The following is an 18999-nucleotide window of genomic DNA, read 5'->3' as shown; positions in this document are numbered from 1 at the left end:
TCCGAGCACTGGGTCGTGCTCTCCGGCACCGCCCGCGTCACCATGGAGGGCCAGTCCCGCATCCTGCGCGAGAACGAGGCCGTCTACCTGCCGATCGGCACCGACCACAAGCTCGAGAACCCCGGCAAGATCGACCTCGAGCTCATCGAAGTCCGCACCGGTCCCTATCTCGGCGAAGACGACGTCGTCCGGCTGGAGGAGCCCTGAAGGACCCCTCGGGGCCTGTCGACGGCGGTCAGAACCGGATCGTCGTCGACAGGCCCAGAGCCGCCATCGGCTTCTGCTCCCCGGGACTGTTCGGCGAATCATCCTGCAGCCGCAGATTGATGCCGACCGTGTTGCGCCGCATCGGGATCGAGACGCCGAGATCGAGCATGTTGATCTCCTCCGCGCTCTGGCTGACGGTGTTGCGCGGGTTGTCCTTCGGATTCAGGTTGGCGTGGTGGTAGGCAACCTTGTAGGTCCAATTGTCGGCGTCGATGAAGGTGCCGGTGACGCCGAACAGCTCGGCGTCACCGTCGAGGCTGTCGCCCATCGAACGTTTGTAGAAGCGGTAGCCGTCCGGATAGGCGCCACTCTCGTAGAAGTAGCCGTAGATCTTCCTGTCCAGAAAGTTCGCGGTCGAGTTCGAATACTCGACGTTGACCTTCCACATCGCCCCTTCGTCACCCCAGCCGTTCCATAGCGATCCACCGAGCACGGCGGCGTTCCGCGACGGCAGCGGAATGCCGATGTCGGAAGTGGCCGCGTCTTCACCGGTCAGCTCGCCATAGATCTCGAAGGGCTGGCCGAAGAGCTGGCTGCTGAAGCGGGCGTCGAAGCCGGCGATCTGGTTGGCCGGGTCCTGGGCCTGCTGCGAGGGATCGACGTTGGTGTTGCCGAAGAAGCCGTCGAAGAAGGTACTGAGGCCGCAGGGTCGGCCACTGCCGCAGAACATCATGATGCGCGAGGCGCCGAGCTCGAGCCCCGGGATCGGGTTGATCGAGGCCCGCAGGCCGAACATCAACGGGTAGGTGACGTCCCGGTCGTCCGGCAGGACGCCGAGGAAGCCGGTGATCTGCCAGGGGCCGATCCAGCTCAACCACGGCGTCTCGAAGGCATGCGGGTTGGAGCGCATGAAGCCGGCCTTCGGAAAGGGCCGGGCATTGGTCGAGAGGATCAGGCTGGTGGTCTCGCCCGGCCCCCACCATGTGTCGAGCCAGCCGGCATAGAGGATCCAGTTGTCGACCCGCTGGGCGATGTAGGTGCCGTCGAGCGACGCCTGGAACGTGTCCTGGCCGGCGTAGTACCAGGGGCTGTCCCCCTTGACGAAACGGGAATAGGCGCCGAGGGACAGCCGCAACGCGGTCGAATCGCCCATATATTCGAAGGAGGCGGTCACCTCTCCCCGCTGGCGCGCCGTGTATTCGAAGCCGTGCACCAGGGCGGGCTGGTTGGTCAGGTCGGCCCGCAGCATCGCGTGCAGCTGCCCTTGCCGGGTCTCGGAAGCGGCCCGGGCGCGGACGCGGTCCAGCGCCGCCTGGACATAGGGCGGCAGCAGATCCCGATCGGCCTTGGCCAGGCGGTAGGTGACCTGTGCCCAGGGGATCGGCCAGGCGTTCAGAACGCCGTCGATCAGGCCGTAATTCTCCAGGACGTGGATGTCGTTGCGCAACGTCGCATCGCCCGGTTCCGCCCACGGGCTGGCCACCGCCGTTCCGGACACCGTCGCGAGCGCGGCGCCGGACAGAATGGCAGCAGCGACGGCAATGGCAATCTTCCTGGCAACGGCCATTATTCCCCCCGGACGGCCCCCAATCACCCGCCCTGCATACACAAGACGTCCACGGAAGCCCAGCGGCTGCATCAGGCTGTATGCGCTTCTCCGCTGCCGCCTTCCTGGGAGGGAGACAAATTTGTCACAATCGCGGCGTTGATCTTGGCGGCCGCGCTCGGCCACGCCATCTCATTGAGAGCGATTCTCGGGAGACGTCATGCGCGTTCTCGTCCTTGCCCTGACCGCCCTGCTCCTCGGCGCCTGCGTGCAGACGCGGGTGGCGGGCTATGTGGATCCCGCCTATCGCGGCGGGGCGACGATCCGCTCGATGGCGGTGGTCGCGGAGACACCGCGACTCGGGGAGCGCGAAGCGCTCGAGAGCGCGGCCGTCGCCGAGCTTACGGCCAACGGCGTCCGTGCCGTGCGGATGATCGACCTGGTGCCGCCGACCCGGCTTGGCGGCCCGGCCGCCGAGATCGCTGCGATCCGGACGGCGGGCGTGCGCGCCGTGCTGCGCATCGCCGTCGACCAGCGCGCCACGGTCGCCCGCTACATCCCGCCGACCTATGTCGGCGATCCGTTCTTTCCCTATGGCCCCTGGCCCTATGGCTATGGGTATGGCCGCTATCCGTTCGCCGGGCCGGTCAGCAGCGGCAGCTGGGTCGACGAGCCGGTCGCCCGCTACGAGGCCAGGGTGCAGGAGGCCGGCGGCACCGCCGTCATCTGGACGGGCGACGCTACCGCCCGCGGCAGCTCCAGCGCCGATTTCGCCGACCTCGCCGCCCGTGCGGCCAAGGACCTGGTCGCCCGGTTGCGGCAGGACGGGGTGATCTAGCCTCGAATCGGCCCTAATCGGCGACGTGGACGCGGCAGCTGGTGGTGGCGATCGCCTCGCGGAAGGGCGCGGGCGGGACCCGGTCGGTGAACAGGTCGTGGATCTCGCCGATCGAGGCCAGCCGCACCATGGCGTTGCGGCCGAACTTGGTGTGGTCGGCCACCAGGAACACCTGGCGCGAATTGTCGATGATCGCCCGCGCCACCCGCACCTCGCGGTAGTCGTAGTCGAGCAGCGTGCCGTCCTCGTCGATGCCGCTGATGCCGATGATCCCGACATCGACCTTGAACTGACGCACGAAATCGAGCGTCGCCTCGCCGACGATGCCGCCGTCGCGCGCCCGGACCACGCCGCCGGCGACGATCACCTCGCAGCTCGCATTCGAATACAGGATGTTGGCGACGTTGATGTTGTTGGTGATCACCCTGAGGCCACGATGGCCAAGCAGCGCGCGTGCCACCTCCTCCGTCGTCGTGCCGATGTTGAGGAACAGCGAGGCGTTGTCCGGCACCTGCCGCGCGGTGAGCCTGGCGATCCGGCGCTTCTCCTCCAGGCACAGCACCTGGCGGGTCGAATAGGCGAAGTTCTCGACGCTGCCCGGCACCGTGACGCCGCCGTGGAAGCGCCGCAGCAGGGCCCTGTCCTGCAGCAGCGAGATATCGCGTCGGATCGTCTGCGGCGTCACCTGGAAGCGGTCGGCCAGGGTCTCGACTGTGACATAGCCTTCCTGGCGGACCAGCTCGACGATCTGGTTCTGCCGCGCCGTGGCGTTCATGGCCGCTCTTCTATCGTGGCTGGACGAAAAAGAATGCTAATGGGGAAGCGGAAACGATGCCAATATTTTCATTTGCGAACATGGCCTGGGCGAGCGACCGCGGCGAGCGCCTTGCGATCCGGCCGTCCCGTGCTATGAAGGGCGACAAGACGCATGGGGATGGAGAGGGTCATGGGTGCAGAGTGGGTCATCATCATCGGCGTCATCGCCTTCTTCTTTTGGCAGACCGTCACCCGCTGACCACGACTCCACTCACGTCGGCGTGCGCCGCTCCTACCGCCGCGGCCGACCGCCGGTGCGGTCGTCGCGTTCGCCGGTGCGAAGCGTCCACTCCACCACCTGCTTCATCACGCCGCCCAGGGCGTCGTCCCAGGCCCGGATCACGTCCGTGAAATTCGGCCCTTTGACCTCGACCACCCGCTCGAAGCTCTCGCCGCCGATGATCGTCCGCTCCGGAAAGCGCACCAGCTTGGCGCCGATCCGCACCCGCACCCGGTAGGGCTCGCCGGGCCAGCGCTCAGCCCGGAACTCGCGGATCTCGGGCTGCAGCACATAATTCGCACGCAGGCCGGAGATCTGTCGCCCGACCGAGACGATCTTGCCGGTGTTCTCGAAGCTCTCGACCAAGAGGCCGACGACCATAGCCGGGGCCCGGTCGACCCAGGCCACCTTGGCGAAATAGTCGAGCGAGGTCGGGCTCTCGCTGATCGCGATCCGGTCGGTGTCGATTCCGGCATTGGCGGCCGGCATGTCGACCAGGAGCTGCCAGGTGACCTCCGGCAGACCGGAGTCGAAGGTGGACTTCGGCGTCAGCTCATAGACCTGCGGCGCCGGCGGGGCCAGCGCGCTGATCCCGCCGCAGCCGGCGAGGCCCATCGCGGCCGAGGAGAGCGCGACCTGCCGCAGGAAGAGGCGCCGGGACAGGGGGGAGAATGTCATCTTCACCTCGAGGATCCTTGCGGCGGGACGCCGCCGGACGAGCCGCCGAACAGGAACTGCGCCGGGCTGCGGTCGAGCCGCGACAGGGTCCGATTCAGGTTGTCGGTCAGTTGCCGCAGCTGTGTGATCAGCTGCGTGATCTCGTAGAGCCCGTCGACGGAGAAGCTCTCCACCCCCGGGCCGGACTGCCTCAGGAGCCGGGCCACCCCGTCGGCGCTCTGGCGCAGCGACGCGATCATCGCCCGGGCATCGGCCACCGTGGCGTTGACCTGGGTGTCAGTGGTCGACAGGAAGCCGGTCGCGCTGGTGGTGAGCTTGTTCAGGTCGGTCCGCGCCTCGGTGACCAGCCCGTCGACATTCTGGGTCAGCGAGTCGATCCGCTCGATCGTGGTGGCGAGCTGAGTCGAACGCTGCGCCAGCGCCGCCGTGAGGGTGTTCACATTGGCCAGGATCTCGGTGATGTTCTGGCGGTTCTCCTCGGAGAAGATCCGCTGGACCTCGCGCGAGGTCTCCGACAGCCGTTCGAGCAGCTGCGGCACGGTGTCGACGATCGCCTGCAGCCCCGACTGGCGGGACGGAATGACGGCGTATTCCTTACCCTCCTTCTCCAGCGGCGGCGCGCCCTGAACCCCGCCGCTGAGCAGGATGAAGGCGCCGCCGGTCAGCCCCTGGATCTCCAGCGACGCCACCGTGCCCTTGACGATCGGCGTCTTCGGCCGGACCGCGATCTGGACCTGCACCCGCTCGACATTGGACGGATCGATCTGCACATCCTCGACCGAGCCGACCGGGATGCCGCGATAGCGAACCTGGCTGCCCTCCTGCAGCCCGGTGACGTTGCCGGAGAAGTAGATCAGATAGCGCTCCGCATTCTCGCGCAGCCCCGATCCGCCGAGCCAGACGGCGAACACCACCAGCCCGACCATCAGGATCAGGACGAAGCTGCCGACGGCGACATAGCTCGCACGCGTCTCCATCTCAGCCCTCCGCCCCTGTCTGCGCACGCTCCAAAGCGGCGTGCTCGGCCGCTGCGGCGCGGCCACGCGGTCCGTGGAAATATTCCTGGATCCAGGGATGGTCGATCTTCAGCAGGTTCTCGTAGGTGTCGACCAGGACCTTCTTGTCGATCAGCACGGCGATCCGGTCGCAGATCGTGACCAGGCTGTCGAGATCGTGGGTGACCATGAACACCGTGAGCCTGAGGCTGCGTTGCAGCTCGGCGATGAGCTGGTCGAAGGCGGCGGCGCCGATCGGGTCGAGACCTGCCGTCGGCTCGTCGAGGAAGATGATCTCGGGGTCGAGTGCCAGCGCCCGGGCCAGGGCCGCGCGCTTGCGCATGCCGCCGGACAGCTCCGACGGGTGCTTCACGGCGGCGCTGCAGGCCAGGCCGGCCATGGCGATCTTCACCCGGGCCAGATCATCCATCATCTCCCGCGACAGCCGGGTGTACTCCTTCATCGGCACCTGGATGTTCTCGGCCACGGTCATCGAGCTGAACAGTGCACCGTCCTGGAACATCACGCCCCAACGGCGCTGCACCGCCCTCCGTTCCGCTTCGCCGACCTCGTCCATATTGACGCCGAGCACCTCGATCGATCCGGCGGCGGGCCGGATCAGACCGATGATCTCCTTCAGCAGCACCGATTTGCCGGTGCCGGAGCCGCCGACGACGCCCAGCACCTCGCCGCGCCGGACGTCGAGGTCCAGACCCTCATGGATCACCTGGCTGCCGAACTGGGTCTTGAGCCCGCGCACGCGGATCACGACGCCGTCATCCGGCGCCTGAGGCGGCGCCTGGGGATTCTTGTGCATCGTCAAACCCCCAGGGTGGCGAACAGGATCGAGAACACGGCGTCGAGCACGATCACCAGGAAGATCGAGACGACCACCGATTGTGTGGTCAGCCGGCCGACGCTCTCGGCGCTGCCGGAGACCTTCAGCCCTTCATAGCAGCCGACCATGGCGATGGTGAAGGCGAAGACCGGGGCCTTGACCATGCCGACCCAGAAGGTGTTCACGCCGATTGCCGCCTGGAACTGCTGCAGGAACTGCACGAAGCTGATGTTCAACGCGAAATACGACATGAACGCGCCGCCGAGGATCGCCATCATGCTGGCATAGAAGCTCAAAAGTGGCAGGGTGATGGCGAGGGCGAAGACGCGGGGGATGACCAGCACCTCGATCGGGTCGAGGCCCAGCGTCTCCATCGCGTCGACCTCCTGGTTCACCTGCATGGTGCCGATCTGCGCGGTGAAGGCGGAGCCGGAGCGGCCGGCGACGATGATTGCCGTCATCAGCACGCCGAGCTCGCGCAGCACCGAGACGCCGAGCAGGTTGACCACGAAGATCTGGGCGCCGAAGCGGCTGAGCTGGTCCGCCCCCTGATAGGCGAGCACGACGCCGATCAGGAAGGACAGAAGTCCGACGATCGGCATGGCGTGGAGGCCGGTGGTCTCGATGTTGTGGGCCAGCGCCGTCATCCGGATCCGGCTGGGCCGCAGCAGCGTGCCGACGCTCTTGACCATCAGCACGCCGAGGAAGCTCAGGAGCGCCAGCGCCTCGTCGCGGAAATGGAAGGTCGCCTTGCCGGTGCGCAGCGCCAGCTCGTACAGGATGTTGCGGTCGGGATGCGCGATCGGCTCGTCGCGCTCGACCCGGGACACCGCCTCGAGCAGACCTCTCTGGTCCTCCGACACGCCCTCGACCCGGACCGTGGCGCCGGCCGCGGCCAAGTCCTCCTGGGTGCGGTGCACCAGCCAGGCACCGACGGTGTCGAGCCGGGTGACGCCGGACAGGTCCAGCACCACCTCGCCCGATGGGCGCCTCTGCACCAGCGCCGCCAGCTCGTGGTCCAGGGGCGCCGCCGCCCGCGTCACCCAGGGGCCGGCCAGGCGCAGCCAGGTGACGCCGCGCTCGACGCTGCTGTCGATGCTGGCCTCGGCGGCCGCCGCGGTGGTCACGAGGCCATCTCCGCCGCATCCGGCTTCCGCACCTGCGAATTGCCTTTCGGGCGGCAGGGACTACGATGCATGGTCACTCCGGCCCGCAACCAAGGACGTCTCATGGATCTCAAGTCGCACATACGCGGTATCCCGGATTTTCCCAAGCCAGGCATCCTGTTCTACGACATCTCGCCGCTTTTGGCCCATCCGCAGGCATGGCGCCACGCGGTCGAGACCATGGCGGCTTCGGTCCGCGAATGGCAACCCGATATCCTGGTGGGCATCGAATCCCGCGGCTTCCTGACCGCGGCGCCGCTGGCCTATGTCCTGGGCTGCGGCTTCGTGATGTGCCGCAAGCGCGGCAAGCTGCCGGGCGAGACGATCGGCCATCTCTACCAACTCGAATACGGGTCGGATGCGATCGAGATCCAGGCCGATGCGATCAAGCCCGGCATGCGCGTCGCGGTGCTCGACGACCTGCTGGCGACCGGCGGCACCATGGCGGCGGCGATCCAGCTGCTGCGCCGGGTCGGCGCCGATGTCCGCGGCGCTGCCTGCCTGATCGAGCTGTCCTTCCTCGGCGGCCGGCAGAAGATAGACACGCCGGTTCTCTCGCTGCTGCAATACGACAGTTGAGGACATCGGCTCCGCGGCTCAGCGGACCTCCTGCTCCGCGGTCCGGTCGCCACGGAGATCGTGCCAGGCGGTGCCGATCAGCGCCGCCGCCCCCAACGCCAGCAGCACCACGACCGCCACGGGCACTAGGCTGCGCAGGCTTGGCACACTCGGCCGATACTCCGGCTCGTCAAACAGGCTGCGATTGAGCTTGCGCAGGAAGTCGGTGTCGCCGCGCGGCGCGGCGGGACGGTCGAGGAAGCGCTCGACCACGCGGTCCTCACAGACTAGGAGGCCGGTTGAGGGCTGGACCGGCCGCTCCGCCGGCCTGCGCTCGATCTCCTGCACTTCGATCATCGCACGGCCTCTTTATCCATCGGCACCCGCCCTCATCGGCTTCCGCTGATGCCCGCATTATATATGCGCGCCGAGGCTGCCAGCACCAAACATTGCGTTTCGCAAGGTTTCCGGACCCGTCTCCATATCGACGCGAGGCGTTTTCGACAATTGCAAGTAGGAATGACACGCATTTGCTTGACCAGCGCAGATGGATGTGAGAATGACTCTCAACATCGTTCATCGACCAATCACCGTCGGATGGGGACCATGCTGGATCAACCCACAGCGCATGCCGTCGAGCCGCCGCAGCGGCCCGCCCCTGCCAATCTCGACACGCGCGACCTGTTCGGCTCCCGCCGCGAGCTGACGATCCAACACGGCGATGACGTCTACCGCCTGCGGATCACCCGGAACAGCAAGCTCATCCTGACCAAGTAGTCCTTCCCTCGGCTCGCGCCCCCAGCAAGCCGGGCTTTGCCCGCCGCCAGGTCTGCGCGAGAACCCGTCGCCCGAACAGGTTCTCGTCATGCTTCGCACCCCGGCGGCCCCTTTTTTGGCCGCGTTTTCGCATGTCCTGCCGCGCCCGCCGGCCGCCGGCGCCAGCCTGACCACCGGTGATCGGAGAGCATGATGCAGAGCCTCGAACCTGATCGCCTGGCTGCCCCGACCGCCCTCGCCGCCCGCTGGGCCGCGCTGCGCGCCGAGCAGCCGCAGCTCCGCGCCCGCGACGCCGCGGCGGCGCTGGGCGTCAGCGAGGGCGAGCTGGTCGCTTCGCAGGTCGGTGCCGGCACGGTCCGGATCGCTGGGGGCCGGATCGGCGGGGACTGGAGCACGATCCTGCAGGCGATCGAAGCGCTCGGGCCGGTCATGGCGCTGACCCGCAACGAAAGCGTCGTGCACGAGAAGACCGGCATCTACCAAAACGTCTCGGCCGGCAGCCATGTCGGGCTGGCGCTGGGCCCCGATATCGACCTGCGGCTGTTCTACACCCGCTGGGCGCACGGCTTCGCGGTCGGCAGCGCCGAGCCAACACAAGCGGGGGCGAAGCCGAGCCTGCAGTTCTTCGATGCCGCCGGCACCGCGATCCACAAGATCTTCCTGACCGAGGCCAGCGACCGCGCCGCCTTCGCCGCCCTGGTCGACCGCTTCCGCCATGCCGACCAGGCGCCAGTGCTGGTGCCGCAGGAGATCCTCCGCCCGACGATCCTGGACGACGCCGAGATCGACGTGGCCGGCTTCCGCGCCGGCTGGGACGCGATGGAGGACACGCACCAGTTCTTCGGCCTGCTGAAATCGCACCGGCTCGACCGGCTGCAGGCGATGCGCCTGGCCGAGCCGCAGCGGGCCGAGCCGGTCGGCCGCGACGCGCTGCGCCGGGTGCTGACCGGCGCGGCGGGGAGCGGCACCGCGATCATGGTCTTCGTCGGCAACCCCGGCTGCCTGCAGATCCACACCGGGCCGGTGCACAACCTGAAGGATGTCGGACCCTGGCTGAACGTGCTGGACCCGGGGTTCAACCTGCATCTGCGCGAGGACCGGATCGACAGCGCCTGGGTGGTGCGCAAGCCGACCCGGGACGGCGTCGTCACCTCGCTCGAGCTGTTCGACATCGACGGCGCGCTGATGGCGATGCTCTTCGGCGCCCGCAAGCCGGGCCAGCCGGAGCGGGATGACTGGCGCGACCTGGTGGGCCGGGTCAGCGCCCTGGGCGCCGCCTGATGCGCCTGCTCCTCACCCTCGCCGCGGCGCTGCTGGCGATCGCCCTGCCCGCCCGGGCGGAGCCGCCGAAGCGGATCGCCGTCGCCGGCGGCGACCTGACCGAGATCGTCTACGCCCTGCATGCCCAGGACCGCATCGTCGGGGTCGACACCACCAGCCTGTATCCGCCGGCGGCGCGGGAGCTGCCTGATATCGGCTATCTGCGCCAGCTGTCGGCCGAAGGCATCCTCTCGCTCGGCCCCGACCTGGTGCTGACCACGACATCCGCCGGCCCGCCGGCGGTGCTGGAGCAGATCCGCTCCGCCGGCACGCCGCTCGAGATCCTGCCCGAAGGCTTCACCGCCGAAGGCGTGGTCGCAAAGATCGAAGGGGTGGAGAAAGCGCTCGGCCTGCCCGACCAAGGCTTGAGCCAGGCGGTCCGCGCCGATTTCGCGACGGTGGCCGAGGCGGTGGCTAAGGCGACCTCGAAGCCGCGGGTGTTGTTCGTGCTGTCGATCACCAACGGCGCGCCGCTCGGCGGCGGCCGGGGCACCGCGGCGGACGGCATGATCCGCCTGGCCGGCGGCACCAACGCAGTCGGCGAGATCGAGCGCTACAAGCCGCTGTCGCCCGAGGCGGTGGCCGCCGCGGCCCCGGATGTGGTCGTGATCGCCGGCCACGCCGTCGAGCCCAATGGCGGCATGGACAAGATTACAAAGCTGCCGGTCTTCGCCGAGACCCCGGCTGCCAAGACCGGCCGGATCATCTCGATGGATTCGCTCTACCTGCTCGGCTTCGGGCCGCGCACGCCGCAGGCGGTACGCGACCTGGCGGCAGCGATCCATCCCGGCTGGGCCCCGCCCGCCCTGCCGGAGCGCGCCTGGAGCACCGGCTCGTGACCGTGCTGGCTGCCAGCGGCGCGGTCCCGGCCCCGGCGGAGCGGCGGCGGGCGCGGCGCCTGTCGTTCACCCTCACGGGGCTGGTGCTGCTGCTGACCGCGACGGTGCTGGCCAGCATCAGCATCGGGCCGGCGGACATCCCGGTCGGCCATGTGCTGGCGATCCTCGGCCACCATCTCGGGCTCGGCAGCCTCGATGCGGTGACGACACGCGACGCCGCCATCGTCGACGCCATCCGATTGCCGCGGACGCTGCTCGGCGCCATGGTCGGCGCGGTCCTCGCCGTGTCCGGGGCGATGATGCAGGGGCTGTTCCGCAACCCGCTGGCCGATCCGGGCCTGATCGGGGTCAGCGGCGGCGCCGCCTTCGCCGGCGTCTCGGTGATCTCGCTCGGCCTGCCCGCGGCGCTGGCCGGCATCCCCCTCCTCCGCCTCTACACCCTGCCGCTCGCGGCGTTCCTGGGCGGCCTCATCGCCACCCTCGCCGTCTACCGCCTGTCGAAGCGCGACGGCCGGATCTCGGTGACCATGATGCTGCTGACCGGCATCGCGGTGAACGCGCTAGTCGCCACCGGCACCGGCTACGTCGTGTTCAAGGCCGACGAGAACGCGATGCGCACCATCACCTTCTGGACCATGGGCAGCCTGAGCGGCGCGACCTGGACAGCGGTGCTCGCCGTGCTGCCCTTCGCCCTGGTCCTGCTCGCCGCCGTCGCCCTGGCGGCACGGGCCTTGAACGGCATGCTGCTGGGCGAGGCGGTGGCGGTGCATCTGGGCTTCCCGGTCGAGAAGGTGACCCGTCTGCTGGTCGGCACGGTGGCGCTCGCGGTCGGCGCCGCGGTTGCGGTCAGCGGCATGATCGGCTTTGTCGGCCTCCTGGTGCCGCACATGTTGCGGCTCGTCATCGGCGCCGATCATCGTGGCCTGCTGCCGGCTTCGGCCCTGCTGGGCGCCGCCCTGCTGCTGGGCGCCGATCTGGCCGCCCGCGTCGCGGTCGCCCCGGCCGAGCTGCCGATCGGCATCGTCACCACCGGCCTCGGCGCCCCGGTGTTCCTGGCCCTGCTGCTGCGCCGGCGGAGGTCCGAGCCGTGATCCGGGCCGACTCCCTCGTCGTCCGCATCGGCCGAACCGTGCTGCTCGACGGCGTAGACCTTATGGTCGCCCCCGGCCGCTTCATCGCGGTCGTCGGCCCGAACGGCGCCGGCAAGTCGACGCTGCTGCGATGCCTTGCGGGCGAGATCGCGCCGGCCGCCGGCCGAGTCACCCTCGACGGCATGCCGATCGCCGGCTGGGACCTGGTCGCCCTGGCGCGCCGCCGCGCGGTGCTGCCGCAGCAGGTGACGCTGGACTTCCCGCTGACCGCGCGCGAGGTGGTGACGCTGGGGCGGGGGCCGCATCGCGGCGTCGCCGATGCCGCCGCCGACCGCCGCGCCGTCGAGGCGGCACTCGAGGCCGCCGACGCCGCGGCCCTGGCCGACCGCTCCTACCCGACCCTGTCCGGCGGCGAGCAGCAGCGCGTCCAGTTCGCTCGAACCCTGGCGCAGATCTCCGGCGCCGCGGCGCCGACCTATCTGCTGCTGGACGAGCCCACCGCCAGCCTGGACCTGGCGCACCAATCCGCGGTGCTGCGCATTGCCCGCCGGCTGGCCGATGCCGGCACCGGCGTGCTGGCGATCCTGCACGATTTGAACCAGGCGGCCCGCTTCGCCGACGAGATCCTGCTGCTGCGCCGCGGCCGCATCTTCGCCGCCGGCCCGCCGGCCGAGGTGCTGACCGCCGCGACCGTGGAGGCCGTGTTCGGCTGCCCGGTCGAGATCATTTCCCACCCGCAATCCGACAAGCCCATCCTTGTTCCGATCTGAGGACATCATGACCAGCCGACGCCAATCAGTGTCCGCGCTCTCCGCCCTGCTCCTCGCCTTTTCCGCGGCGCCGGCCCTGGCCGCCGATGCGGCCCCGAACGGCGTCAGCCTGGAGCTCAACACGCTCGAGCCGCGCGGCCAGAACTGCGCCGTGAACATGGTGTTCGGCACCCGCGATGACGCCTACCAGTCGTTCAAGCTCGACCTCGTCTTCTTCGGCACCGACGGCGCCATCCGCAAGCGCCTGGCGGTCGACGCGGCGCCGCTGCGCGCCCGCAAGACCAGCGTCAAGGCCTTCGAGGTCCAGGGCCTGGCCTGCGACGCGATCGGCTCGGTCCTGGTCAACGACGTGCTCGACTGCCGGACCGAGGCCGGCGCGGTGGCCGATTGCATCGACCGGCTCGAGACCAAGTCGCGCCTGCCCGTCGCCCTGATGCGCTGAGGAGGGCATCCGAATGTCGCACGATCTCTCGATCATCGCCCTGGTGCAGCAGGCGGACGTCATCGTCCAGAGCGTGCTGGCGCTGCTGGTGCTGGCCTCGATCGGCTGCTGGGGCATCATTCTCGACAAGCTGTTCACCATCGGCCGGCTGCGCCGCGCCGCGGCCGCGCTGCGCCGGCGTATGGACACCGAGCATGAGGTCGACCTGATACCGGCGGATCCGGCGAAGCCGATCGTCGAGGCCGGCCTGACCCAGTGGCGGTCGATCGATCCGGAGGAAAGCCGGGCCGAGTACCGCGACCGGATCGAGCGGGCGATGCGCCGTGCCGCCGGAGAGGTGGTGCGCCGGCGCGAGCTGGGCCTGCCCTTCCTCGCCACCATCGGCTCGGCCGCGCCCTTCGTCGGGCTGTTCGGCACGGTCTGGGGCATCATGAACAGCTTCACCTCGATCGCGAATTCGCAGGACACCAGCCTGGCGGTCGTCGCCCCCGGCATCGCCGAGGCGCTGTTCGCCACGGCGATCGGCCTCGTCGCCGCGATCCCGGCGGTGATGGCCTACAACAAGTTCTCGACCGATCTGCGCCGGATCAATCAGACCTTCGTCACCGCGATCGGCCTGATGGCCGAGCATCTGTCCGGCGCACGCCGCGCCGCCGCCCGGCGCGAGGCGGCCGAATAATGGCGGCCGGCCTGCTCGATTCCGGCGACGGCGAGGACTACGCGCCGCTGTCGGAGATCAACGTGACGCCGCTGGTCGACGTCATGCTGGTGCTGCTGATCATCTTCATGGTGGCGGCCCCGCTGATGATGGTGGGCGTGCCGGTCGACCTGCCGAAGACCAGCGCCGCCAAGATCGGCCAGCCGCAGAAGCCGGTGATCCTGACCGTCGACAAGGCCGGCACCTGGTCGCTCGGCGACGGCCAGGTGCTGACGCCGGAGACGGCGCCCGCCGCGCTGCAGGCGGCGCACCAGGCCAATCCTGATGCCGTCGTCTATGTCCGCGGCGACCGTGACGTGCCCTATGGCAAGGTGATGGAGGCGATGGGCGTGGTCGGCCAGGCCGGCTTCGCCAAGGTCTCGCTGATCGCCCAGGGGGCGGCGCCCCAGCCGGCGCCCGCCGGCGCGCCCGCAGCCGGTGCCGGCGCCGCGCCGACCGCGCCATGACCCGCTTGCGCCTGTCGGGACGCGGCATCGCCTATGCCGCGTCCGCGCTGATTCACGGCGGAGTGGTCTGGGCCTTGCTGCCCAGCCTGACCGGGTCGGCCGCGCCGACGCCGGCCGAGACGCCGATGGCGGTCGAGATGGCCGGTTTCGGCACGCCGGCGGAGCCGGTGGACGCGGCCGAGCCGGTCGACACGGCGGAGGCCGTGCCGACCGAGACCGTGCAGGCGGAGCCGGTCGAGACGGCCGACGACGTGCCGGTGGAAACCGTGGTCGAGGAGCCGCCCCCGCCGGCCGAGACGCCGGTCACCGAGACAGCGGAGATCGAGCCGCCGGAGGAGCCCCCGCCGGAGGTCGTGACCACCACCGGCCAGACCGAGGCGGTGGTCGCCGCCGTGCCGGAGACCGTCCAGGCGAAAGAGCCGGAAGTGGTGCAGCCGCCGCCGACCAGGCCGAAGCCCCGCACCGAGCGGCGGCCGCGGCGCGAGCAGCCGCGCCGGACGGAGCAGCCGGCGGAGGCTTCTCCGGCGCCCACGGAGCAGGCGGCGCTTCCGCCCAAACCTGTCGTCCAACCGCCGGCATCCTCATCGGCCAGTTCGGCACAAGCTGCGAGCTATCAGAACAAGTTGGTGAACTACATCCAGACGCGGCTGAACCGAGCCAACATAAGGGTCCGGCGAGACACCACCATTACCGTCCACTTCGCGTTGCAGCCGGACGGCAGCCTCGAAAACCCGTCTCTGGTCGTATCGTCGGAGAGCGGCAGCGTCGACGACAGCGTGCTACGGGTTCTTCGGCGGTTGTCGGCACCGGAGCCTCCCGAGGGCTTTCCAAGGCAGATCACCGCACCGTTTGTTATTCGGGCGCGCTAGCTGGCTCCCCCTGTGGCGCCATAAAGTTGTGGCGGCCGTCGCACAGGGGCTGTCGGCCGCTGCGCTTGCAGGTGCAGAAGAAATAGGTCTTGGCCCGGGACGCCACGAAGGCGACCGGGCCGATGCCGCAGCCTTCGTGCGAGCCGTCGCAGAAGGGCTGGGCGGCGCTGCGGCCGCAGGCGCACCAGCGCACCGCCTGTCCCTCGGCCAGCTCGACCGGGATCGGCGCGTCGCCGGCGCAGACCGGTTCGGCCGTCATGCCAGCTCCGGATGCCGCGCCAGCAGCCGCTCCGCCTCCGCCAGATCCTCCGGCGTGTTGCCGTTGAGGAAGGGATCGACCGGGTCGCAGGCGAACTCGACCACCGCGGTCGGGTGGCGCGCGGTCCAGCGCTCGACCTTGCGGATCTCCTCCTCGACCAGCGCCTGCCGCAGCCCGGCGCGCAACGCCACCGGCCACAGCGCCACCACCGGATGGGTCCGGCCGGCCGAGGCGGCGACCGCGATCTCCGCCCCCTCCTCCCGCCGCGCCGCCGACAGCCGCGCCACCAGGTCGCGGGGGATGAAGGGCGCGTCGCAAGGGAAGCTGGCCACCAGCCCGACCTCCGGCCGCGTCGCCGCCGCCCAGTCCAACGCCGCCAGGATGCCGGCCAGTGGCCCCGGCGCGCCGGGCACGTCGTCCGGCACCACCGGCAGGCCCCAGCGCGCGAAGCGCGACGGGTCGCCATTGGCGTTGAGGCACAGCGCCGCCACCTGCGGCGCGGCCCGGGCGATCACCCGATCCAGCAGCGCCCTGCCGCCGAGCGGCCGCAGCGCCTTGTCCCCGCCGCCCATGCGCCGGGCCAGCCCGCCGGCCAGGATCACGCCGAGCACCGGCGGAGTCGTGCTCATGCCCCGAGAATCAGAGTAGCGGCCAGAGCCAGCACCACGAGCACGAAGATCAGGATCGGGCCGGCGCCGCTGGGCCGTTCGATGGTGCGGGTGACGGCGGGGCCGCTCGCCCGCTGCACCGTGACCGGGCTGTCGCGCATGCGCTGGACCACGCCGCCGGTCGCCGCCGGGCGAACGACGCGGGCGGGGGCGGCCGCCATTTGCTGCGGGGCGGGCTTGGTCCTGGCATCCGTCCGCCGCGCCACCGCCTGGCGCAGCGCCGAGGCAATTGCCGCCGTCGCGTCGCCGGTGGTGGCGGCCGGCTGGCGCGACCGGGATCGCATCAGGCCCAGCCCGACGAGCGCCAGCACCGCGCCGATGCCGCCGGCGAGAAGCTGGTCGCCCCAGATCGCCAGCGGATGATCCAGCACGGCCCGGTCCTGCTGATCGGGGTCGATCAGCACGGCCACCCGTTCGCCCGGCTGCGGCGCCGCGGCCAGGCCGGTGTCGACCGCGGCGTAGATGGCGCGCAGCGTGCCCAGGCGCACCACGGTCTGCGCCGAGGCCAGTGCCGGCGTCAGCCTGCCCCCGCCCCCGGGCGGCAGCACCAGCCCCTGGGCCTCGACCGCGCTCTCGCGCCACTGCTCGCGGTCCCAGGCGGCCTCGCCGGCGCCGAACACCCGGAACGCGCCGACCACCAGCAGCAGCACGCCCACCAGTCTCCGGATCATCTGTCCCCGCTGTCATCTCACATCGCGAAAAAGCATACGCGTTCACCGCGGAACGGCCTATCGCGTTCCCGGGGGGAGCGTCCTATATTGTCGTATATGACGCTCCAGACGCCGATGCCCAGGATCGATCCATCGCCCGCCTCCGGCGCCCCGCTGGTGGACCCGTTCGGTCGCGCCATCCGCTATCTGCGGGTCTCGGTGACCGACCGCTGCGACTTCCGCTGCGTCTACTGCATGGCGGAGGAGATGACCTTCCTGCCGAAGGCGGAGCTGCTGACGCTGGAGGAGCTGGACCGGCTGTGCAGCGCCTTCATCCGCTTCGGCGTCGGCAAGCTGCGCCTGACCGGCGGCGAGCCCCTGGTCCGGCGCGACGTGATGACGCTGATCCGCAACCTGTCGCGGCATCTCGGCACCGGCGCCCTGGAGGAGCTGACGCTGACCACCAATGGCAGCCAACTCGCCCGCCATGCCGAGGATCTCGCCGCCTGCGGTGTCCGGCGGATCAATGTCAGTCTCGACACGCTCGACCCCGCCAAGTTCCTCGCCATCACCCGCTGGGGCAAGTTCGACAAGGTGATGGAGGGCATTGCCGCGGCCAAGGCCGCCGGCATCCGGGTCAAGATCAACGCCGTGGCGCTGAAGGGCGTCAACGACGACGAGTTCGACACGCTGATCCGCTGGTGCGGCGAGAACGGCCACGACCTGACGCTGATCGAGGTGATGCCGATGGGCGACATCGGCGGCGAGACCCGGCTCGACCAGTATCTGCCGCTGTCGCAGGTGCGGGCCGATCTCGCCCGGCGCTGGACTCTGACCGAAACCGACTACCGCACCGGCGGGCCGGCGCGCTACGTCCAGGTGGAGGAGACGGGCGGGCGGCTCGGTTTCATCACCCCGCTCACCCATAATTTCTGCGAGAGCTGCAACCGGGTGCGGCTGACCTGCACCGGCACCCTCTATATGTGCCTCGGCCAGGAAGACGCGGCGGATCTGCGGACGCCGCTGCGCACCGACCCGACCGATGCGGCGCTGGAAGCCGCCATTCGCGAGGCCATCCTGCGCAAGCCGAAGGGGCACGACTTCATCATCGACCGCCGCCACATGCAGCCCGCCGTGGCGCGGCACATGAGCGTGACCGGCGGTTAGTCCCGCCGGTCACAGCGTCAGCATCAGGATGGTCCCCGACAACGCGGTGCCGGTGGTCACCATGGCGAAGTGCAGGCCGCAGCGCGACAGCAGCACGGCGACCGTCACGAACGCTGCCGCCAAAGCCGGGATCATCATTTTCCGTCCTCCCTCATGGCTTCATCGTGGCAACTTTCTGTCATCGGCCGTGAAGCCAACGTGAACGGCTCATTCACGGAAGGGCTTGGCCGGTGGTAGACCGGATCTTCCCATCGACTGCAGCCCCCCGGTTATGACCCAGGTCACTCCCGATGCGGCCTCGCCCCGAATGGCGATCCTCGCCGCCGATACCGCCGAGGCCCTCGCAGCCCAGGCGCGGCTCGTCGCCCGCTGGGGCCAGCATCCGCCGGATTCGGCCGATGTGATCGTCGCGCTGGGGGGCGACGGCTTCCTGCTGGAGACGCTGCACCGCTGCGTCGAACGGCGCCGACCGATCTACGGCATGAATTGCGGCTCGGTCGGCTTCCTGCTGAACGACTTCCAGGAAGAGGATCTGCCGCGCCGGGTGGCGGCGGCGCGAATCGTGATCCTGCATCCGCTGCGGATGCGGGCAACCGCGATCGACGGCAGGGTGCACGAGGCGCTGGGCATCAACGACGTGTCGGTGCTGCGCCAGACCCGGCAGGCGGCGAAGCTGCAGATCACGGTCGACGGGGTCGTGCGCATGCCGGAGCTGATCTGCGACGGCGCGATCGTGTCGACCCCGGCCGGCAGCACCGCCTACAACCTGTCGGCGCACGGCCCGATCATCCCGCTCGGCGCCGGCATCCTGGCGCTGACGCCGATCAGCGCCTTCCGGCCGCGGCGCTGGCGCGGCGCCCTGCTGCCGCACCAGGCGACGATCGTCCTCGACATCCTGGAGGTGGCGAAGCGCCCGGTCAGCGCCGTCGCCGATTCATACGAGGTGCGCGATGTGGCCCGGGTCGAGATCGCCGAGGACCGGTCGGTGTCGCTGCACCTGCTGTTCGACCCCGGCAAGTCGCTGGAGGAGAGAATCCTGAAGGAGCAGTTCGAGCCCTAGCGAGCGTCGCGAAGGCCGCTCCGCCTCGCTGTGATTCCGCCACAAAGTTCGGTGAAATAAT

The 18999-nt window shown here is 69.8% G+C and carries 25 protein-coding genes; 14 read left to right on the top strand and 11 right to left on the bottom strand.

Annotated features, from left to right (window positions below; all coding sequences use genetic code 11):
• Positions 1-207, top strand: a 207-nt coding sequence (locus tag KXR53_RS08205; RefSeq protein WP_437374619.1) for a cupin domain-containing protein, incomplete at its 5' end; no start/stop codon positions are given.
• A 28-nt stretch (positions 208-235) separates the two neighbouring features.
• Here the strand turns inward: KXR53_RS08205 and KXR53_RS08200 are convergent.
• A complete protein-coding gene (locus tag KXR53_RS08200) occupies positions 236-1774 on the bottom strand; it encodes a capsule assembly Wzi family protein (RefSeq protein ID WP_437374618.1) in 1539 nt (512 codons plus the stop codon).
• 199 nt (positions 1775-1973) lie between these two features.
• On the opposite strand from KXR53_RS08200, the gene KXR53_RS08195 reads away from it, so the two are divergent.
• Positions 1974-2591: a hypothetical protein gene (locus tag KXR53_RS08195; protein ID WP_437374617.1), complete on the top strand. Its 618-nt coding sequence runs from the start codon at positions 1974-1976 to the stop codon at positions 2589-2591.
• Positions 2592-2604: 13 nt separating this feature from the next.
• On the opposite strand, the gene KXR53_RS08190 is transcribed toward KXR53_RS08195, so the two are convergent.
• From KXR53_RS08190 to KXR53_RS08170, 5 genes are all read right to left on the bottom strand, one after another.
• On the bottom strand, positions 2605-3366 hold the full coding sequence (locus KXR53_RS08190; protein ID WP_437374616.1) for a DeoR/GlpR family DNA-binding transcription regulator: 762 nt from the start codon (positions 3364-3366) through the stop codon (positions 2605-2607).
• Between the two features lie 273 nt (positions 3367-3639).
• Complete coding sequence (locus tag KXR53_RS08185) at positions 3640-4305, bottom strand: ABC-type transport auxiliary lipoprotein family protein (protein WP_437374615.1); 666 nt, start codon at positions 4303-4305, stop codon at positions 3640-3642.
• 2 nt (positions 4306-4307) lie between these two features.
• The gene (locus KXR53_RS08180) at positions 4308-5282 is read right to left on the bottom strand and encodes an MlaD family protein (RefSeq protein WP_437374614.1); all 975 of its coding nucleotides are present in this window, start codon (positions 5280-5282) and stop codon (positions 4308-4310) included.
• A 1-nt stretch (position 5283) separates the two neighbouring features.
• Positions 5284-6117, bottom strand: a complete 834-nt coding sequence (locus tag KXR53_RS08175) for an ABC transporter ATP-binding protein (RefSeq protein WP_437374613.1) — start codon at positions 6115-6117, stop codon at positions 5284-5286.
• A 2-nt stretch (positions 6118-6119) separates the two neighbouring features.
• Positions 6120-7265, bottom strand: a complete 1146-nt coding sequence (locus KXR53_RS08170; RefSeq protein WP_437374612.1) for an MlaE family lipid ABC transporter permease subunit — start codon at positions 7263-7265, stop codon at positions 6120-6122.
• Positions 7266-7367: 102 nt separating this feature from the next.
• On the opposite strand from KXR53_RS08170, the gene KXR53_RS08165 reads away from it, so the two are divergent.
• Positions 7368-7883, top strand: a complete 516-nt coding sequence (locus KXR53_RS08165) for an adenine phosphoribosyltransferase (RefSeq protein WP_437374611.1) — start codon at positions 7368-7370, stop codon at positions 7881-7883.
• Positions 7884-7901: 18 nt separating this feature from the next.
• Here KXR53_RS08165 and KXR53_RS08160 read toward each other — a convergent pair whose 3' ends face one another.
• The gene (locus KXR53_RS08160) at positions 7902-8219 is read right to left on the bottom strand and encodes a hypothetical protein (protein WP_437374610.1); all 318 of its coding nucleotides are present in this window, start codon (positions 8217-8219) and stop codon (positions 7902-7904) included.
• 249 nt (positions 8220-8468) lie between these two features.
• Between KXR53_RS08160 and hemP the strand changes: the two genes are divergently transcribed.
• The 9 genes from hemP to KXR53_RS08115 all read left to right on the top strand — a co-directional run bounded on the left by hemP (position 8469) and on the right by KXR53_RS08115 (position 15134).
• Positions 8469-8639: a hemin uptake protein HemP gene (gene hemP, locus KXR53_RS08155; protein ID WP_437374609.1), complete on the top strand. Its 171-nt coding sequence runs from the start codon at positions 8469-8471 to the stop codon at positions 8637-8639.
• 192 nt (positions 8640-8831) lie between these two features.
• Positions 8832-9920 (top strand): hemin-degrading factor, encoded by a 1089-nt coding sequence (locus tag KXR53_RS08150; protein WP_437374608.1) that lies wholly within the window; start codon positions 8832-8834, stop codon positions 9918-9920.
• The gene (locus KXR53_RS08145) at positions 9920-10798 is read left to right on the top strand and encodes a heme/hemin ABC transporter substrate-binding protein (RefSeq protein ID WP_437374607.1); all 879 of its coding nucleotides are present in this window, start codon (positions 9920-9922) and stop codon (positions 10796-10798) included. The genes KXR53_RS08150 and KXR53_RS08145 overlap by 1 nt, the downstream gene beginning before the upstream one ends.
• Positions 10795-11889, top strand: coding sequence for a FecCD family ABC transporter permease (locus tag KXR53_RS08140; RefSeq protein WP_437374606.1), 1095 nt, complete (start codon positions 10795-10797; stop codon positions 11887-11889). Before KXR53_RS08145 ends, KXR53_RS08140 begins: the two co-directional genes overlap by 4 nt.
• Positions 11886-12659, top strand: coding sequence for a heme ABC transporter ATP-binding protein (locus tag KXR53_RS08135; RefSeq protein ID WP_437374605.1), 774 nt, complete (start codon positions 11886-11888; stop codon positions 12657-12659). The genes KXR53_RS08140 and KXR53_RS08135 overlap by 4 nt, the downstream gene beginning before the upstream one ends.
• A gap of 7 nt (positions 12660-12666) precedes the next feature.
• Positions 12667-13101, top strand: a complete 435-nt coding sequence (locus KXR53_RS08130) for a Tat pathway signal sequence domain protein (RefSeq protein WP_437374604.1) — start codon at positions 12667-12669, stop codon at positions 13099-13101.
• A gap of 13 nt (positions 13102-13114) precedes the next feature.
• Positions 13115-13780 (top strand): MotA/TolQ/ExbB proton channel family protein, encoded by a 666-nt coding sequence (locus tag KXR53_RS08125; protein ID WP_437374603.1) that lies wholly within the window; start codon positions 13115-13117, stop codon positions 13778-13780.
• Positions 13780-14265: an ExbD/TolR family protein gene (locus KXR53_RS08120; RefSeq protein WP_437374602.1), complete on the top strand. Its 486-nt coding sequence runs from the start codon at positions 13780-13782 to the stop codon at positions 14263-14265. The genes KXR53_RS08125 and KXR53_RS08120 overlap by 1 nt, the downstream gene beginning before the upstream one ends.
• Positions 14262-15134, top strand: coding sequence for a TonB family protein (locus KXR53_RS08115; RefSeq protein WP_437374601.1), 873 nt, complete (start codon positions 14262-14264; stop codon positions 15132-15134). Before KXR53_RS08120 ends, KXR53_RS08115 begins: the two co-directional genes overlap by 4 nt.
• On the opposite strand, the gene KXR53_RS08110 is transcribed toward KXR53_RS08115, so the two are convergent.
• From KXR53_RS08110 to KXR53_RS08100, 3 genes are read right to left on the bottom strand one after another with little or no spacing between them, the layout of a single operon-like run.
• On the bottom strand, positions 15118-15393 hold the full coding sequence (locus tag KXR53_RS08110) for a CDGSH iron-sulfur domain-containing protein (protein ID WP_437374600.1): 276 nt from the start codon (positions 15391-15393) through the stop codon (positions 15118-15120). The genes KXR53_RS08115 and KXR53_RS08110 overlap by 17 nt on opposite strands.
• Complete coding sequence (gene mobA, locus KXR53_RS08105; RefSeq protein WP_437374599.1) at positions 15390-16022, bottom strand: molybdenum cofactor guanylyltransferase MobA; 633 nt, start codon at positions 16020-16022, stop codon at positions 15390-15392. Before mobA ends, KXR53_RS08110 begins: the two co-directional genes overlap by 4 nt.
• A complete protein-coding gene (locus tag KXR53_RS08100) occupies positions 16019-16732 on the bottom strand; it encodes a hypothetical protein (RefSeq protein WP_437374598.1) in 714 nt (237 codons plus the stop codon). Before KXR53_RS08100 ends, mobA begins: the two co-directional genes overlap by 4 nt.
• 114 nt (positions 16733-16846) lie before the next feature.
• On the opposite strand from KXR53_RS08100, the gene moaA reads away from it, so the two are divergent.
• The gene (moaA, locus tag KXR53_RS08095) at positions 16847-17878 is read left to right on the top strand and encodes a GTP 3',8-cyclase MoaA (protein ID WP_437374597.1); all 1032 of its coding nucleotides are present in this window, start codon (positions 16847-16849) and stop codon (positions 17876-17878) included.
• A 9-nt stretch (positions 17879-17887) separates the two neighbouring features.
• Here the strand turns inward: moaA and KXR53_RS08090 are convergent, their stop codons facing one another.
• Complete coding sequence (locus tag KXR53_RS08090) at positions 17888-18016, bottom strand: hypothetical protein (protein ID WP_437374596.1); 129 nt, start codon at positions 18014-18016, stop codon at positions 17888-17890.
• 133 nt (positions 18017-18149) lie between these two features.
• On the opposite strand from KXR53_RS08090, the gene KXR53_RS08085 reads away from it, so the two are divergent.
• Entirely contained in the window at positions 18150-18938 is a 789-nt protein-coding gene (locus tag KXR53_RS08085) for an NAD kinase (protein ID WP_437374595.1), read from the top strand.
• Positions 18939-18999: the final 61 nt, after the last annotated feature.

This window comes from Inquilinus limosus (genome assembly GCF_051487185.1).
Taxonomy (GTDB): domain Bacteria; phylum Pseudomonadota; class Alphaproteobacteria; order DSM-16000; family Inquilinaceae; genus Inquilinus; species Inquilinus limosus_F.
The sequence above is the reverse complement of the archived record's forward strand: the minus strand, read 5'-3'. Positions and strand labels throughout refer to the sequence as shown.